The sequence below is a fragment of the Microbacterium sp. KU4F genome (assembly GCF_056868075.1).
In genome coordinates this window covers 3342051-3357121 of sequence record NZ_CP200324.1, presented here as the reverse complement: position 1 = coordinate 3357121, position 15071 = coordinate 3342051, and the positions used below count along the sequence as shown (strand labels likewise).

Here is a 15071-nt window from a genome sequence, read left to right as displayed (position 1 = left end):
GGCGGATGGACGGTGCTGTCGGCGCTGACGGGCGGCGACGTCTTCGCCGCGGGAGTCTCCCGCTACGGCGTCGGCGACGCACGCGCGCTCGTGGCGGATACGCACGAGTTCGAGTCGCGCTATCTCGACGGACTCATCGGTCCTCTGCCGGAGACGGAGGAGGTCTACGTCGAACGCTCGCCGTTGACGCATCCCGAACGCTTTCGGGTGCCGTTGCTGATCCTGCAGGGCACCGAGGACCGGGTCGTCCCGCCCGCGCAGGCCGAGGCCATCCGCGACGCGCTGCGCCACCACGGCGTCCCGCACGCCTACGTCCTGTACGAGGGCGAGGGACACGGGTTCCGACGCCGGGAGACGACCATCGACGCACTCACCTCGGAGCTCGCGTTCCTCGGCGAGGTGTTCGGCTTCGCCGCGGACGCGCCCGAGCTTGCGCTCTCGATCGGCGCGTTGCGCGTCGCCGACGGTCCGGACGGGCGAGAGGTGTTCATCGACCACGAGAGTCACACCGAGCACGCGGATCGCGACCTCGGCGTCGTCGTCTCCCGCGAGCCCGTGCGGCCCCTGTTCGCCCGCCCTCGCACCTCGGAGTGGACCGAGACCCTCCGACGGGCGGGCTTCACCGCCACGGTGGACGATCCGGAGCTGTTCGTGCTCCTGCCCGCCCTCGACGGCGAGTGAGCGGGGCTCAGGCCAGGAAGTCCTCGAGCCTGCCGGCGAGCGCGGCGCCGACGCGAGCGTGCAGGGCTGTGCCCTCCGCCTCGTGCGTCTCCTCGTAGATCATCCCGTGCTCGTGCACGGCCGAGACCAGGTCGCCCCGATCGTACGGCAGCAGGACCCGCAGCTCGACCTCCGGCAACGGAAGCGCATCCTCGATGACCCGACGGAGCTCGTCGATGCCCTCGCCCGTGCGAGACGACACGAACACCGCTGAGGGCACGAGACCCCGCAGCAGGAGCCGCGCGTCGTCGTCGATGAGGTCGGCCTTGTTGAACACGACGATCTCACGCGTGTCGCGCGCCCCCACATCGCCGATCACGTCGTGGACGGTGGCGAGCTGCGCGGCGGGATCGGGGTGCGAGCCGTCGACGACGTGCACGATGACGTCGGCGTCGCCGACCTCCTCGAGCGTCGAACGGAACGCCTCGACCAGCTGGTGCGGGAGATTGCGGACGAACCCGACGGTGTCGGTCAGCGTGTAGATGCGCCCGTCCTCGGTCACCGAGCGTCGAACGGTGGCATCCAGCGTGGCGAACAGCGCGTTCTCCACCAGGACGCCCGCGCGTGTGAGGCGGTTCAGGAGGCTGGACTTGCCGGCGTTCGTGTACCCGGCGATCGCCACGGCGGGGATCGTGTTGCGCTTGCGCTCTGCGCGCTTGGCGTCACGGGCCGGGGCGAAGTCCCGGATCTGACGACGCAGCTGCGCCATCCGGGTGCGGATGCGGCGGCGGTCGAGCTCGATCTTCGTCTCACCGGGTCCGCGCGAGCCCATACCGGCACCGCCTGCGCCGACCTGACCGCCGGCCTGCCGGCTCATCGACTCACCCCAACCACGCAGGCGCGGCAGGAGGTACTCGAGCTGCGCGAGCTCGACCTGCGCCTTGCCCTCGCGGCTCTTCGCGTGCTGGCTGAAGATGTCGAGGATCACCGTGGTGCGATCGATGACCTTGACCTTGACGACGTCTTCGAGCGCGCGCCGCTGACTGGCGGCGAGCTCGGTGTCGGCGATGACGGTGTCGGCACCGACGGCGGCCACGATGTCGCGCAGCTCCTCCGCCTTGCCCCGACCGATGTACGTCGCGGGGTCGGGATGCGGTCGGCGCTGCAGCACGCCGTCGAGGACGACGGCGCCCGCCGTCTCGGCGAGGGCTGCGAGCTCGCGCAGCGAGTTCTCGGCGTCCTCGGTCGCCCCCTGCGGGTGCACGCCCACGAGGACGACGTTCTCGAGCCGCAGCTGGCGGTACTCGACCTCCGTGACGTCCTCGAGCTCGGTCGACAGGCCTCCGACGCGGCGCAGCGCCTGGCGCTCCTCGCGGTCGAACTGATCGCCGTCGCCGAAGCCGTCGGCGACGGTCGCCGCATCCTGCAGCGCCTGCGCTCCGGCCACGGGGCCGCGCATCCGTGCGCGAGAGTCCGCTCGCGAGAGCACCCGGTCGACGTCGTCGAGCCGCTGCTCGTCGGTGGACGGGGGTGTTTCTGTCATCGTTTCCTTTCGGGGCGTCTCGCGCCCGCTCACTCTAGCCTCCCGCCTTCGGAGACTTACCGCTACGCTTCGTGTATGGGGAGTGACCACTACTTCACCGCGTCACCCGCCAGTCCCGAGAACCTCCGCACCATCCGTGTGACCGTGGCCGGTCGCGACATCGATGTGACGACGGCCGGCGGAGTGTTCAGCCCGGATCGACTGGATGCGGGCACCGCCGTGCTGCTGAGCAACACGCCGCCGCCTCCGGCCGGCGGCCACTTCCTCGACCTCGGATGCGGCTGGGGCCCGATCTCGCTCTCGCTGGCGCTTTCGTCCTCGCACGCCACGGTGTGGGCGGTCGATGTCAACCAGCGGGCGCTCGATCTCGTCCGCCGCAACGCCGAGAGCCTCGGCCTCACCAATGTGAACGCTGTGACCCCCGACGATGTTCCCGACGACATCGCCTTCCGCACGATCCGCTCGAATCCTCCGATCCGTGTCGGCAAGAACGAACTGCACGGCATGCTCGAGCGTTGGATCCCGCGACTGGACGAACGATCCGACGCGTGGCTCGTGGTCGCACGCAACCTGGGCGCCGATTCGCTTCAGCGCTGGCTCGCCGCATCCTTCCCCGCGGGCTTCAGCGTGCACCGCACCGCGACGGCGCGCGGCTTCCGGGTACTCAAGATCCGTCGCCACGGGACAGAGGTCACCGCTCCCATCCCGCTGCCCTGACGGTGATACGCTCGGCTCACAACGACTGATGGGCTGAGGGCGCAGTTCGGGCGGGGGATGCGCCGATCGGAGTTTCAGCATGCCCTCCCCCACTTCCGTCGGCATCCGCTCGTACCGTGCCCTGCCGCGCATCGCCGGCTGGGACTATCTGGTGGCCACGAGCCTCGGGCGTCTTCCCCTGTCGATGGTCCCGCTCGCCGTCCTGACGCTCGTGACCTCCGCCACGGGCTCGATCGCCGTCGGCGGCTTCGCAGCGGCGGCCGCCGCGATCGGCGAGGCCGTCGGCGCTCCCGCCTCCGGCGCGATCGCGGACCGCATCGGGCAGCGGCCCGTTCTGCTCGCCGGTGTGGTCGTGCACGTCGCGCTGCTCCTGCTCTTGACGTGGGGCGCCGGACACGTGCCCGACGGCGGGGCGGTCGCTCTCGCCGCCGGAATCGGGCTGAGCCTGCCGCAGGTCGGCGCGTTCTCCCGCACCCGGTGGCTCTCCCTCGCGCCGGAGGACCTCCCGACCGCCTTCGCCTTCGAGGGCGTCATCGACGAGATCTCCTACATCTTCGGGCCCGCCATCGTGGGTCTGATCGCCGCCTTCGTGTCGCCGCAGGCGGCCACCCTGCTCGCGGGCGCGCTCGTGGTCGCCTTCGCGACGCAGTTCGCCGTGCACCGCACGCACCGAAGCGTCCCGCGCAGAAGGCAGGCGCCGCCGCGGGCCACCGCCCCCGCGGGACGCCGGACGCTGCTGGTCACCGCGCTGGTCGGAATGCTCGCGATGGGCATGTTCTTCGGCGCGAGCCAGACCGGCCTCACCGCCTTCGCGGAGCGCATCGGCATCCCGGATGCGGGTGCGCTGCTCTACGCGGTCATGGCGGTCGGCTCGGCCATCACCACCCTGTCGATGGTGCTCGTTCCCGAGCGCGTCGGCACCTGGACCCGCTGGAGCGTGGCCGCCTGCGGGATGGCGGTGGGCGCGTCGCTCATGCTCGTGGCCGACGACGTCGTGTGGATCGTCGGTGCCGGACTCATCGCAGGCGCCTTCCAAGGCCCGCTGCTGCTGACGATCTTCCGGGTCGTGGGCGACGCAGCGGACGAGGGGCGGGCCGGCATCCTGCTGACGCTCACGACGAGCGGCATCGTCCTCGGCATCGCGGCGGGATCCGCGCTTTCCGGGTTGCTCGCGCAGAACCTGGGGGCCGCCGCGGGCTTCGCGCCCGTGCTCACCGCCACGCTCGTGCTGCTCGTGATGGGCGTGGTGGGCGCCGCGGCCGCCAGGGGTCGAGCGCGCACCGCATCCCGCTAGGCCAGCGTGACCTCGCCGTGGAAGACCAGTGAGGCCGGCCCCGACAGCAGCACGTGGCCGTCGTGCATGCGCACGCCCAGCGTCCCGCCGGGCACGTCCACGACCCACGCCTCGGGCGCCGCGGGCCCTGCCCAGTGGCGCACAGCGAGAGCTGCGGCGGCGACGCCGGTCCCGCAACTGAGCGTCTCTCCGACGCCCCGCTCGAAGACCCGCATCCGGATCCCGCCCACGCCGCCCACGACGAGCGGATCGCTGGGAACGACGAACTCGATGTTGGCGCCGGCGGGAGGCTGCGGGTCGAGCAGGGGCTGGACGGTCAGATCGAGCGCCTCCAGCTCGGCCTCGGACGACAGCGCCACGACGACATGGGGATTGCCGACGTCCACCGGCTGACCCGGACGCGCGACATCCAGACCGCGGGCACGCACGAGCACGTCGTTCTCGTCGACGACCCACTCTCCCAGATCCACCTCGAAGCCGCGTTCGCTGCGCGTGAGCGTCTTGACCCCGGCGCGCGTGCCGATGCGCAGCGGCGCATCGAGAGAGGCGAGGCCGTGGTCCTCGAGGAAGCGCGCGAACACACGCGTGCCGTTGCCGCACATCTCGGCCTTCGACCCGTCGGCGTTGCGGTAGTCCATGAACCACTCGGCGCCGGCTGCAGCAGCGTCCGCACCCTCGGGGATCCGAGCCGACCGAACGACACGGAGGAGTCCGTCCGCGCCGATGCCGAATCGGCGATCGCAGAGCACCGCGATCTGGTCGTCGCTGAGATCGAGCTCTCCGTCGGGATCGGAGAGGATCACGAAGTCGTTCCCGGTTCCGTGGCCCTTGGTGAACGGGAGCGTGCGCGACATTCCGCCAGTCTACGGGCGGGGCAGGTCCGGTTCGTCGGCGATGAGGCGCTTCCCGGTGGCCCAGGTGTCGAAGTCGTCGTATCCCAGGGCCTCGTAGAACCCGCGCGCACCGGAGTTCTCCGGCCGCACCATGAGCTGGACCTTCGGGCACCCCATCGCCGAGAGACGCTCCTCGGCCTCGCGCACGAGCCGACGACCGACTCCGCCGCCGCGGTGGGCGGGATCGACCGCGAGGTAGTACAGCCAGCCGCGGTGGCCGTCGTAGCCGGCCATGACCGAGCCGCAGACGCGTTCCTCGTTCGTCGCGACGAGGAACAGCTCCGGTTGCACGGCCAGCTTGCGCTCGATGTCGCGGTACGGATCGTTCCACGGCCGGGTCAGCCCCGCCTCGTGCCACAGCGCGACGACCGGCTCGGTGTCGGCGACAGCGAAGGGCCGGATGCGGAGCGTGGTCACCCCTCGACGATATCCGCCGCCGCCGTGGCCGCGGTGACCCGACGGGCCGCCGTGTAACGGCGGAACCAGGAGACCTGGCGACGGGCGTACCGGCGGGTGAGCGCCTGCGTCTGCGCGATCGCCTCGTCGCGACTCAGCAGGCCGTCGAGCTCACCGATGGCCTGTGCGTATCCGATGGCCCGGCGCGCCGTGACGCCCGCGTCGAGCCCCCGTTCGCGCAGGCTGACGACCTCGCCGAGCAGGCCGTCGCGCCACATCCGCTCGACGCGCGCGTCGAGACGCGGTACGAGGACGTCGCGCTCTTCATGCGCGACCAGCAGCTGCGTCCGCGGGTGCCAGAGACGCGGGTCTTCGGGCAGCGCGGCGCCGTGCGTCGTGGCGCCCTGCGCCAGGATCTCGAGCGCGCGCACGATCCGTCGACCGTTGTGCGGATCGACGCGTTCCGCGGTGACCGGGTCCATGCCGCGGAGGCGCTCGTACAGCACGCCGGGACCGACCTCGTCCAACTCCGCTTCCAGCGCCGCCCGCAGCGCTTGGTCGCGCGGAGGAAAGCGGAAGTCGTAGGCGACCGCCGAGACGTACAGCCCGGAGCCTCCGACGAGGATCGCGTCAGCCCCGCGGGCGTTGATCGCCTCGATCACCTGCCGGGCGCGCGACTGATAGTCCGCCACAGCGGCTTCCTCGGTCACCTCGAGCACGTCGAAGAGGTGGTGCGGGATCCCGCGCCGCTCGGCGACGGGCAGCTTCGCCGTTCCGATGTCCATGCCGCGATACAGCTGCATGGCGTCCGCGTTGACGATCTCGGCCGCCCGGCCCCTGCCGCGGAGTTCCTCGGCCAGCGCGAGCGAGATCCCGGTCTTCCCCGTGCCGGTGGCCCCGGCCACGATCCACAACCGGGGCGCGGGCATCACTGGTCCCGACGAAGCGAGGGAAGACCCAGCGAGACCGCCTTCGGGCCGGAGCCTGCGGGGGCGGGCACACCGCAGGAATCGGCCTCGGCCCGATCCCACGCGTCGCCCGAACGCGTGCGCCGGATCGCGAGCGGGGCACCGTCCGGCGCGTCGGCCAGGAGGTGGAAGGGCGCCGCGTGCGTCACCACGACCGAGACGACATCACCGGGACGTGGCGCCGGCGAGCCTTCGGGGACCTCGAAATGCACGAGCCGGTTGTCTTCGGCACGCCCGGTGAGCCGGCGCGTGGCCGCATCCTTCTTGCCCTCGCCGGCGGAGACGAGCACCTCGAGCCGGCGACCAACCTGCTTCTGGTTCTCCTCCAGGCTGATGCGCTCCTGGAGGGCGACGAGGCGCTCGTAGCGCTCCTGCACGATCTCCTTGGGCACCTGCTCCTCCATCGTCGCGGCGGGAGTGCCCTCGCGGATCGAGTACTGGAAGGTGAAGGCACTCGCGAACCGCGCTTGTTCGACGACCCGCAGCGTCTCCTGGAAGTCCTCTTCGGTCTCGCCCGGGAAGCCGACGATGATGTCGGTGGAGATGGCAGCGTGCGGGATGCGCGCACGCACCCGGTCGAGGATGCCGAGGAAGCGCTCCGAACGGTAGGAGCGGCGCATGGCCTTGAGAATGCGGTCGCTGCCGGACTGCAGCGGCATGTGCAGCTGCGGCATCACGGCGGGCGTCTCGGCCATCGCGTCGATCACGTCGTCCGTGAAGGCGGCCGGGTGAGGGCTCGTGAAGCGGATACGCTCGAGGCCCTCGATCTCGCCGGCGGCGCGCAGGAGCTTGCCGAACGCCTGACGATCCCCGAACTCCACGCCGTAGGAGTTCACGTTCTGGCCGAGCAGCGTGACCTCGATCGCGCCGTCCTCGACGAGCAGCCGGATCTCGCTGAGGATGTCGCCGGGGCGACGATCCTTCTCCTTGCCGCGCAGGCTCGGAACGATGCAGAACGTGCAGGTGTTGTTGCAGCCCACTGAGATCGAGACCCACCCGCTGTACACGCTGTCGCGCTTGGTCGGCAGCGTCGACGGGAAGACATCGAGCGACTCGAGGATCTCGAGCTCGGCCTCTTCGTTGTGTCGCGCGCGCTCGAGGAGCTTCGGCAGCGAGCCCATGTTGTGGGTGCCGAAGACGACATCGACCCACGGCGCCTTCTCGACGACCGTCTGCTTGTCCATCTGCGCCAGGCAACCGCCCACGGCGATCTGCATGCCGGCATGGGCGTTCTTGCGGGACTTCAGATGCCCGAGCGTGCCGTAGAGCTTTCCGGCGGCGTTGTCGCGCACGGCGCACGTGTTGATCACGACCACGTCGGCCTCGGCGCCGGGCTCGACGGGGACGTACCCCGCCGACTCCAGCGACCCCGAGAGGCGCTCGGAGTCGTGCACGTTCATCTGGCAGCCGAAGGTGCGCACCTCATAGGTCCGCGCGCGGCCGTCTGCGTCGTGCGCGGCGGGCGAGGCGGCGATGAGGGTCGGAGCGCTCGAGGGGATCGTCATGATGGGAGCCATTCTACGTTTGCGCGATCGACCGGCACCGCAGCCGCGAGCTGCCTCCGCTCAGTCGAAGCGGGGACCGCGGACGGCAGGACGCCGGGCCTCCGCGAGAGCCTGTCGGGCCGCGGTCATCGCGACCGACGACGGATAGCCGCGGCGAGCGAGCTGACCGACGAGCCGACGCAGCGCGGCGTCGTCGTCGCGACCGCCGATCGACATCGCCTTGCGACGCGCGAACTCGAGGGCGCGCTCGGCGTCGTCATCGCCGACCGCGTCCAGCGCGGCATCGGCCACATCGCGCGGCACACCACGGCGGGCCATCGCCTGCGCGATCGCCATACGCCCCTCCCCCTTGCGGGACACGCCGACGTGCACCAGCTGTTCCGCCAACGCGGCATCGTCGAGGTAGGACAGGCGGAGGAAGTCCGCCACGATCTCCTCGACGGCGTCGCGCGACAGGTCGCGCTGAGTCAGGAAGGTGCGCGCTTCACGTTCGGAGAGCGAGCGCGACCTGAGCTTGCGCAGCAGCGCGTCGGATGCCGCCTGCACCACCACCGCTTCATCCGCCTCGGAATCGACGTCGACCTCGTGCGACGCACCGAGCATCTCGGCGTCCGGTGCGTCGTCGGGCGCGGGAGCGAAGAACGGGCGACGCACCCGCGGCACCGACTCCTCGCGAGAGCTCGCGGACGCGGCTGAGCGCTCCCCGAAGAGCGGGATCACCGGGGCGAGGCCGTCCGCCTCGCCCCGGTCCTCCTCGTGGATCATGCCGGGCGTCGCTGAGCCAGCTCGTCTTCCACCGGCGCCTCGACGACGGGGCCGATGCCGAGCTTGGTCTTGATCTTCTGCTCGATCTCCGCGGCGACATCGGCGTTGTTGCGCAGGAAGTTGCGGGCGTTCTCCTTGCCCTGCCCCAGCTGCTCGCCGTCGTAGGTGAACCAGGAACCCGACTTCTTGACGATTCCCTGATCGACACCGAAGTCGATGAGGCTTCCCTCGCGGGAGATGCCCGTGCCGAAGAGGATGTCGAACTCTGCCTGCTTGAAGGGCGGCGCCATCTTGTTCTTGACGACCTTGACGCGCGTACGGTTACCGACCGCCTCCGTGCCGTCCTTCAGCGTCTCGATGCGACGGATGTCGAGGCGGACCGACGCGTAGAACTTGAGCGCCTTTCCGCCCGCGGTCGTCTCCGGCGAACCGAAGAACACACCGATCTTCTCGCGGAGCTGGTTGATGAAGATGGCGGTGGTCTTCGTCTGGTTCAGACCACCCGTCAGCTTGCGCAGCGCCTGCGACATGAGGCGCGCCTGGAGGCCGACGTGGCTGTCGCCCATCTCGCCCTCGATCTCCGCCTTGGGCACGAGGGCCGCGACCGAGTCGATGACGACGAGGTCGATGGCACCGGAGCGCACCAGCATGTCGGCAATCTCGAGAGCCTGCTCTCCCGTGTCGGGCTGCGAGACCAGGAGCTGGTCGATGTCGACACCGAGCTTCTTGGCGTAGTCGGGGTCGAGCGCGTGCTCGGCGTCGATGAAGGCGGCAATTCCGCCCGCACGCTGCGCGTTGGCGATCGCATGCAGGGTCAGCGTGGTCTTACCGGAGGACTCCGGACCGTAGATCTCGATGATGCGTCCGCGCGGGAGACCACCGACGCCGAGGGCGACATCCAGCGCGATGGAACCGGTCGGGATGATCTCGACCGGGGCGCGGTCTTCGCTGCCCAGTCGCATGACCGAGCCCTTTCCGAACTGCCGGTCGATCAGGGCGAGTGCCGATTCGAGGGCTTTCTCGCGGTCTGCGGGTGAGGGCATGAGGGTTCCTTCTGCTCGATGTCGGTCGCCTGTAGGCTGCCGCTCCACCCGGCACAGGGTCCGGCTTCGGCGGCAAGGCGTACGTGTCGTTGCGACATCTCCCACGGTAGGCAGGGCCTCCGACATCGCGTCGGAATGCTCCGCATCCGTGGACAGACATCCCTCGGACGCCGTCTGTGCAGAACACTACGCGTGTATCGAACGGATCTTCGACGACACGCCGACGTCATCGACGCGGTTCGAGCCGCCCGACTCCATATCGCCGCGTCGGCGGAACATCCATCTCTGCGCACAGCGCGAGCCAGACGTCTCGCGTCGGCTCCCCCGCGGCCAATGCCTGAGCTGCCGTGCGGTCGCCGGCTCCAGCGAGCACCAGATCATCGACCAGATACGCCCCGCGCGAGCCGAACTCGTCTCGGACGGCGCGATCGAACTCGCTGCGGCGCATTCAGCGCAGCGAGAGTTCGGGAGAGGCCATCGCGACCAGCTCGTCCGGCACGACGTCCGGGAAGGAGTTGATGCCCTCCAGAACGGACAGTCGATCGGAGACCTCGCGCATGATCGTGGAGATGGGAACATCCAGCGCCTCGGCGACGGCACCGAGGATCTCACTCGAGGCTTCCTTCTGTCCGCGCTCGACCTCGCTCAGATACCCGAGGGCCACACTCGCGCGGCTCGCGACCTGACGAAGGGTACGACCCTTCTGCTGACGGAGCTCACGAAGGACTTCGCCGATCTCATGACGTACCAGGATCATTTCGAGCCCTCCTTTTACCGAATCCGTCGTGCACCGGGTGCATAACGCTACAACAGTGCGTGCGGCCAATCTAATCCCGCGCCGCTGGGTGACGGATGAGAATCGCACAACGTAACCCAGTGGTAACCCGATCTGTTCCCTCAGAGCGCCTCGAGCACCATCCGGAGAGCACGACGGGCGGTGCGCTGGCGGATCTGTTCGCGGTCACCGTCGAGCTGCAGCAGTTCCACGCGGGTGCCCAGCGGGGTGGAGACGGCGACGAACACGGTTCCGACCGGCTGCCCGTCCGACGAGGTGGGTCCGGCGATCCCCGTGGTCGCGACACCGACATCCGCACCGGCGCCGCCCACCGCGACCGCCTCCCGCACCCCCTCGGCCATCTGGCGTGCGACCTTGGCCTGTACCGGACCGCCCAACTCGAGCACGAGCGCGTCGACGCCGAGCAGGCTCTGCTTGAGCTCGGTGGCGTATGCGACGATCCCGCCGCGCACGACCTTCGATGCGCCGGCGACCGCGACCAGCTGACTGCACACCTCGCCGCCCGTCAGCGATTCGGCGATGCCGATCGTCCACCCCAGCTCACCGAGACGCTGCACGATGTGCTCGGCGTCCGTGCGTCGCCCGCCGACGATCGAGGTCTGCTCGTCGAGCGCGCTGTCGTCCATGAATCGCTCATCCGACATGGGCGCCTCCCGAACGGCGCGCGCGGCGCCCTCTCACCTCGCTGACGACGTAGTCGATTCCGCTCGCGATCGTGAGGATGACGGCGATCCACATGGTGATGGTGTTCACGACATGGATCCACTCCCCCACGAGGGGGGCGAGCGGAGCGAGCGCCAGCGAGAGCGCCACGGCCTGAGCCACCGTCTTGAGCTTTCCCATCCAGGCCGCGGCGAGCACGTGGTCGCTGACGACCGCGAACCGGTACACAGTGATGCCGACCTCGCGCACCAGCACCACGATCGTGACCCACCAGGGCAGCTCACCGAGAATCGACAGGCCCACGAAGGCGCACCCCGTGAGCGCCTTGTCCGCGATCGGGTCCAGGAGCTTGCCGAGGTCGGTGACGATCTCGTAGCGCCGGGCGAGGTAGCCGTCGATGCCGTCCGTGGCGATCGCCACGATGAACAGCACGGTCGCCGTCCATCGCAACGCACCGCCCTCGCCGGCGTCGGCCAGCAGAAGCCAGAGGAAGACCGGTGCGCACAGGATGCGCACGATCGTGATCGCGTTGGGAAGCTGTCGGGGAACCGCCACGATGCGAGCCTAGCGAGCGGGGAGCGTTCAGTCGCGCCCGGTGAGGCTCCAGGCGTCCTCGGAGCCCTCGTCGCCGTCGACCACCTCGAGTCCGTCGAACTGCGCGTCGACGGCATCCGGTCCATACCGATCGTCGGCGGCGCCGCCAGCGGGCGGGTCCTCACCGCGCAGGCGCGCGAGGACCCCGGGCAGCTGCTCGGGCGTCACCAGCACGTCTCGCGCCTTGGAGCCCTCGGACGGACCCACGATCTCGCGCGACTCCATGAGGTCCATGAGGCGTCCCGCCTTGGCGAAGCCGACGCGCAGCTTGCGCTGCAGCATCGAGGTCGATCCGAACTGCGTGCCGACGACGAGCTCCGCCGCCGCGAGCAGCAGTTCGAGGTCGTCGCCGATGTCGGCGTCGATCTCCTTCTTCTCGGTGACCGCCGCCACGTCCGCCCGGTACTCGGGACGGGCCTGGCCGGTGACGTGCTGCACGACCTTCTCGATCTCGGGCTCGCTGACCCAGGCGCCCTGCACGCGGATGGCCTTGGACGCTCCCATGGGCAGGAAGAGACCGTCTCCCTGACCGATGAGCCGGTCGGCGCCGGGCTGGTCGAGGATGACGCGGGAGTCGGTGACGCTGGTGACGGCGAAGGCGAGGCGCGAGGGCACGTTGGCCTTGATGAGGCCCGTGACGACGTCGACGCTCGGGCGCTGGGTCGCCAGCACCAGGTGGATGCCGCTCGCACGCGCCAGCTGCGTGATGCGCACGATGGAGTCCTCCACATCGCGCGGGGCGACCATCATGAGGTCGGCGAGCTCGTCGACGACGACGAGGAGGTACGGATAGGGCTTCAGCACGCGCTCGCTGCCCGGGGGCAACTGGATCTGCCCGGCGACGACCGCCTTGTTGAAGTCGTCGATGTGGCGGAACCCGAACGACGCGAGGTCGTCGTAGCGCATGTCCATTTCCTTCACGACCCACTGCAGCGCCTCGGCCGCCTTCTTGGGGTTCGTGATGATCGGCGTGATGAGGTGCGGGACTCCGGCGTAGGAGGTGAGCTCCACGCGTTTGGGGTCGATGAGCACCATCCGCACCTCGGACGGCTTCGAGCGCATGAGCAGGCTCGTGATCATCGAGTTGACGAAGCTCGACTTTCCGGAGCCGGTCGAGCCGGCCACCAGGAGGTGGGGCATCTTCGCGAGGTTGGCGACGACGAAGCCGCCGCCGACGTCCTTGCCCACACCGATCGTCATCGGATGCGTGGACTGCAGGGCGTTCTGTGAGCGCAGCACGTCGCCCAGCGTCACGATCTCGCGGTCGGTGTTGGGGATCTCGACGCCGATGGCGCTCTTGCCGGGGATCGGCGCGAGGATGCGCAGCTCGTTGGAGGCGACGGCGTACGCGATGTTGTTGGTCAGCGCCGTGATGCGCTCGACCTTCACTCCCGGGCCGACCTCGACCTCGTACTGCGTGACGGTCGGCCCGCGGGAGAAGCCGGTGACCTTCGCGTCGACCTTGAACTGCTCGAACACGCCCATGATGGCGCGCACGACCGCGTCGTTTGCCTCCGAGCGTGCCTTGGGCGCGGACCCCGCCGCGAGGGCAGCGACCGACGGCAGAGAGTAGGAGGCCGCCGGCGGAACACGATCGCCACTGCCCCCGAAGCCCTCGATGCCGTCGAGGGTGGGCTGCGGACCGGAATCCCCGTCGTCCTGGAGACCCGCAGCGGCGCGACTGTCCGCGACCGCTCGTTCCGCCGCGGCGATCACCGAGGGATCGATGACTTCGGTCAGAGCGTCCGGCGCGCCAGGCAGAGGCGGCGCGGGGCGCGCGGGCTCGAGTGCGTTGTCGAACCCGCCCGGCGGGGGCGTGTCGGTGAACAGCAGCTCGGTGAGATCCTGCGAGCCGGCGTCGTCGTCAGGGTCCTGCTCGCGTCCGGTCTTATTGCGACGCCACCAGGGCATGGCTTCCGTCGCGTCGTCGTCGCCGGAGCTCGCCACATCCTTCGCGCGATCGGGCTTCTCCACCGGCTCGTGCCGCTCGGCGCCGAACATCCAGGCATAGAGATCGCCGAGGCGGCGACCGATGCGGTTCGGGGGCGTGCGGGTGAGGATGAGCACGCTGAGCACGGCCAGCAGCGTCAGGACGATACCCGCTCCGACAGGCGTCAGCAGAAGCGCGAGGGGCTCCCCCGCCATCCAGCCGAAGAGCCCGCCCGCGGTGCTGAGCGCGGGCAGACCGGACGACGGCTGCGGGCGACCACCCAGGACGTGACAGAACCCCGCGATCGTCAGGATGAACAGCGCGAACCCGATGCCGATGCGGCCGTTGTCGTGCACGGATGCGGGATGGCGGAACAGCCAGCCGGCGAGCAGAACCAGGAAGACCGGAAGGATGAAAGAGACCCGTCCGACGAGCCCGCCGATGGAGTACGCGCTGATGGCCGCCGACACCTCGGTGCCGATGAAGAACCACTCGATCACGGCGCCGGCGACGGCGAGCAGGACGAGCAGGAACGGGAACCCGTCACGACGCTGATCCCTTTCGAGCGTCTCGGGTCCGAACGTGCGGAACAGTCCGCCCGTGAGGTGCGCGAGCCCCATCCAGGCGCGGACGGCGACCGAGGGCCGCTCATCCTCGCCCACATAACGCTTGGGAGCGGGTTCGGGTTTGCGCGCGCGCGACGAACCGCCCTTCGCGGGGGCGCGACGCGTCGAGGCGGTACTGCGGGCCATGATCCCACGGTAGATCCGACCCGCGACAGCGGCCGGTAGCCACGCGGCGAAGCGCCTCAGCGCAGGCGACGCACCATGGTGTCGCGTCCCTGGGCGGGCGAGGTGACGGCGAAACCCTCGGAGCGGTAGAGGGTCGCGGCGAAGTTGTCGCGCTCGACGCTGAGGCTCAGGCGCGCGTAGCCCTCGGCGCGCGCCGCCGCCACCAACTGCTGCAACAGGGCACGTCCGACGCCGTGGGCGCGCCAGAGAGGGCGTACGCCGATCACGAGCTCGGGCACGCCGGTGCCGACGTACCCGAACCCCGGCTCGGTGCGCGGCAGCATCCGGTACCAAGCGGCGCCGATCGCCTCGTTCTCCGGACTCACGGCTACGAAGCCCGTGTCGCCCGGACGCTTCCATCCCGCGATGTACCGGGCATGCTCGGGTGCCGCGAGGATCTCGTGCCGCGGGCGCGCGGCGCCGGGCCGCCAGTTCGCGGCCTCGACCACCATGTCCGCGAGGAAGATGCCGTCCGCCTGTTCGGCGGCACGGATCCGGAAGCGCGCGGGCATG

General features: G+C 70.0%; 16 protein-coding genes. 3 read left to right on the top strand and 13 right to left on the bottom strand.

The annotated features are described in order from the left end of the window. The coding region (locus tag AC1VNH_RS16585) for an alpha/beta hydrolase family protein (protein ID WP_483112662.1) at positions 1-681 on the top strand (681 nt) is incomplete at its 5' end. A 7-nt stretch (positions 682-688) separates the two neighbouring features. Here AC1VNH_RS16585 and hflX read toward each other — a convergent pair. Next, positions 689-2203, bottom strand: a complete 1515-nt coding sequence (hflX, locus tag AC1VNH_RS16580) for a GTPase HflX (RefSeq protein WP_344225757.1) — start codon at positions 2201-2203, stop codon at positions 689-691. A gap of 75 nt (positions 2204-2278) precedes the next feature. Between hflX and AC1VNH_RS16575 the strand changes: the two genes are divergently transcribed. Together AC1VNH_RS16575 and AC1VNH_RS16570 are read left to right on the top strand one after the other, a co-directional pair. Then, entirely contained in the window at positions 2279-2920 is a 642-nt protein-coding gene (locus AC1VNH_RS16575; protein WP_483112661.1) for a class I SAM-dependent methyltransferase, read from the top strand. 79 nt (positions 2921-2999) lie between these two features. Then, positions 3000-4214 (top strand): MFS transporter, encoded by a 1215-nt coding sequence (locus AC1VNH_RS16570; RefSeq protein WP_483112660.1) that lies wholly within the window; start codon positions 3000-3002, stop codon positions 4212-4214. On the opposite strand, the gene dapF is transcribed toward AC1VNH_RS16570, so the two are convergent. From dapF to AC1VNH_RS16510, 12 genes are all read right to left on the bottom strand, one after another. Further along, positions 4211-5068, bottom strand: coding sequence for a diaminopimelate epimerase (gene dapF, locus AC1VNH_RS16565; protein WP_483112659.1), 858 nt, complete (start codon positions 5066-5068; stop codon positions 4211-4213). The genes AC1VNH_RS16570 and dapF overlap by 4 nt on opposite strands. A 9-nt stretch (positions 5069-5077) precedes the next feature. After that, on the bottom strand, positions 5078-5524 hold the full coding sequence (locus AC1VNH_RS16560) for a GNAT family acetyltransferase (RefSeq protein ID WP_483112658.1): 447 nt from the start codon (positions 5522-5524) through the stop codon (positions 5078-5080). Continuing rightward, positions 5521-6432, bottom strand: coding sequence for a tRNA (adenosine(37)-N6)-dimethylallyltransferase MiaA (miaA, locus tag AC1VNH_RS16555; RefSeq protein ID WP_483112657.1), 912 nt, complete (start codon positions 6430-6432; stop codon positions 5521-5523). The genes AC1VNH_RS16560 and miaA overlap by 4 nt, the downstream gene beginning before the upstream one ends. Then, on the bottom strand, positions 6432-7976 hold the full coding sequence (gene miaB / locus AC1VNH_RS16550; protein ID WP_243227209.1) for a tRNA (N6-isopentenyl adenosine(37)-C2)-methylthiotransferase MiaB: 1545 nt from the start codon (positions 7974-7976) through the stop codon (positions 6432-6434). The genes miaA and miaB overlap by 1 nt, the downstream gene beginning before the upstream one ends. A 60-nt stretch (positions 7977-8036) precedes the next feature. Next, a complete protein-coding gene (locus AC1VNH_RS16545) occupies positions 8037-8741 on the bottom strand; it encodes a regulatory protein RecX (RefSeq protein ID WP_483112656.1) in 705 nt (234 codons plus the stop codon). Further along, complete coding sequence (gene recA, locus AC1VNH_RS16540) at positions 8738-9784, bottom strand: recombinase RecA (RefSeq protein ID WP_137416577.1); 1047 nt, start codon at positions 9782-9784, stop codon at positions 8738-8740. The genes AC1VNH_RS16545 and recA overlap by 4 nt, the downstream gene beginning before the upstream one ends. Positions 9785-10010: 226 nt before the next feature. Continuing rightward, positions 10011-10232 (bottom strand): DUF3046 domain-containing protein, encoded by a 222-nt coding sequence (locus tag AC1VNH_RS16535; protein ID WP_243227206.1) that lies wholly within the window; start codon positions 10230-10232, stop codon positions 10011-10013. After that, entirely contained in the window at positions 10233-10541 is a 309-nt protein-coding gene (locus tag AC1VNH_RS16530) for a helix-turn-helix domain-containing protein (RefSeq protein WP_137416575.1), read from the bottom strand. It lies immediately after the preceding gene. 140 nt (positions 10542-10681) lie between these two features. Beyond that, positions 10682-11224 (bottom strand): CinA family protein, encoded by a 543-nt coding sequence (locus AC1VNH_RS16525; protein ID WP_483112655.1) that lies wholly within the window; start codon positions 11222-11224, stop codon positions 10682-10684. Then, a complete protein-coding gene (gene pgsA / locus AC1VNH_RS16520; protein WP_483112654.1) occupies positions 11214-11798 on the bottom strand; it encodes a CDP-diacylglycerol--glycerol-3-phosphate 3-phosphatidyltransferase in 585 nt (194 codons plus the stop codon). Before pgsA ends, AC1VNH_RS16525 begins: the two co-directional genes overlap by 11 nt. Before the next feature lie 27 nt (positions 11799-11825). Then, on the bottom strand, positions 11826-14519 hold the full coding sequence (locus AC1VNH_RS16515; protein ID WP_483112653.1) for an FtsK/SpoIIIE family DNA translocase: 2694 nt from the start codon (positions 14517-14519) through the stop codon (positions 11826-11828). Between the two features lie 56 nt (positions 14520-14575). Then, complete coding sequence (locus tag AC1VNH_RS16510; RefSeq protein ID WP_483112652.1) at positions 14576-15070, bottom strand: GNAT family N-acetyltransferase; 495 nt, start codon at positions 15068-15070, stop codon at positions 14576-14578. Between the last annotated feature and the right edge of the window lies 1 nt (position 15071).

Bases quoted from the DNA above. Each gene is read 5' to 3' on its own strand.
- hflX (WP_344225757.1), bottom strand. From the start codon at position 2,203: ATGACAGAAACACCCCCGTCCACCGACGAGCAGCGGCTCGACGACGTC.
- AC1VNH_RS16575 (WP_483112661.1), top strand. From the start codon at position 2,279: ATGGGGAGTGACCACTACTTCACCGCGTCACCCGCCAGTCCCGAGAAC.
- AC1VNH_RS16570 (WP_483112660.1), top strand. From the start codon at position 3,000: ATGCCCTCCCCCACTTCCGTCGGCATCCGCTCGTACCGTGCCCTGCCG.
- dapF (WP_483112659.1), bottom strand. From the start codon at position 5,068: ATGTCGCGCACGCTCCCGTTCACCAAGGGCCACGGAACCGGGAACGAC.
- miaA (WP_483112657.1), bottom strand. From the start codon at position 6,432: ATGCCCGCGCCCCGGTTGTGGATCGTGGCCGGGGCCACCGGCACGGGG.
- miaB (WP_243227209.1), bottom strand. From the start codon at position 7,976: ATGACGATCCCCTCGAGCGCTCCGACCCTCATCGCCGCCTCGCCCGCC.
- AC1VNH_RS16545 (WP_483112656.1), bottom strand. From the start codon at position 8,741: ATGATCCACGAGGAGGACCGGGGCGAGGCGGACGGCCTCGCCCCGGTG.
- recA (WP_137416577.1), bottom strand. From the start codon at position 9,784: ATGCCCTCACCCGCAGACCGCGAGAAAGCCCTCGAATCGGCACTCGCC.
- AC1VNH_RS16535 (WP_243227206.1), bottom strand. From the start codon at position 10,232: ATGCGCCGCAGCGAGTTCGATCGCGCCGTCCGAGACGAGTTCGGCTCG.
- AC1VNH_RS16530 (WP_137416575.1), bottom strand. From the start codon at position 10,541: ATGATCCTGGTACGTCATGAGATCGGCGAAGTCCTTCGTGAGCTCCGT.
- AC1VNH_RS16525 (WP_483112655.1), bottom strand. From the start codon at position 11,224: ATGTCGGATGAGCGATTCATGGACGACAGCGCGCTCGACGAGCAGACC.
- AC1VNH_RS16515 (WP_483112653.1), bottom strand. From the start codon at position 14,519: ATGGCCCGCAGTACCGCCTCGACGCGTCGCGCCCCCGCGAAGGGCGGT.
- AC1VNH_RS16510 (WP_483112652.1), bottom strand. From the start codon at position 15,070: ATGCCCGCGCGCTTCCGGATCCGTGCCGCCGAACAGGCGGACGGCATC.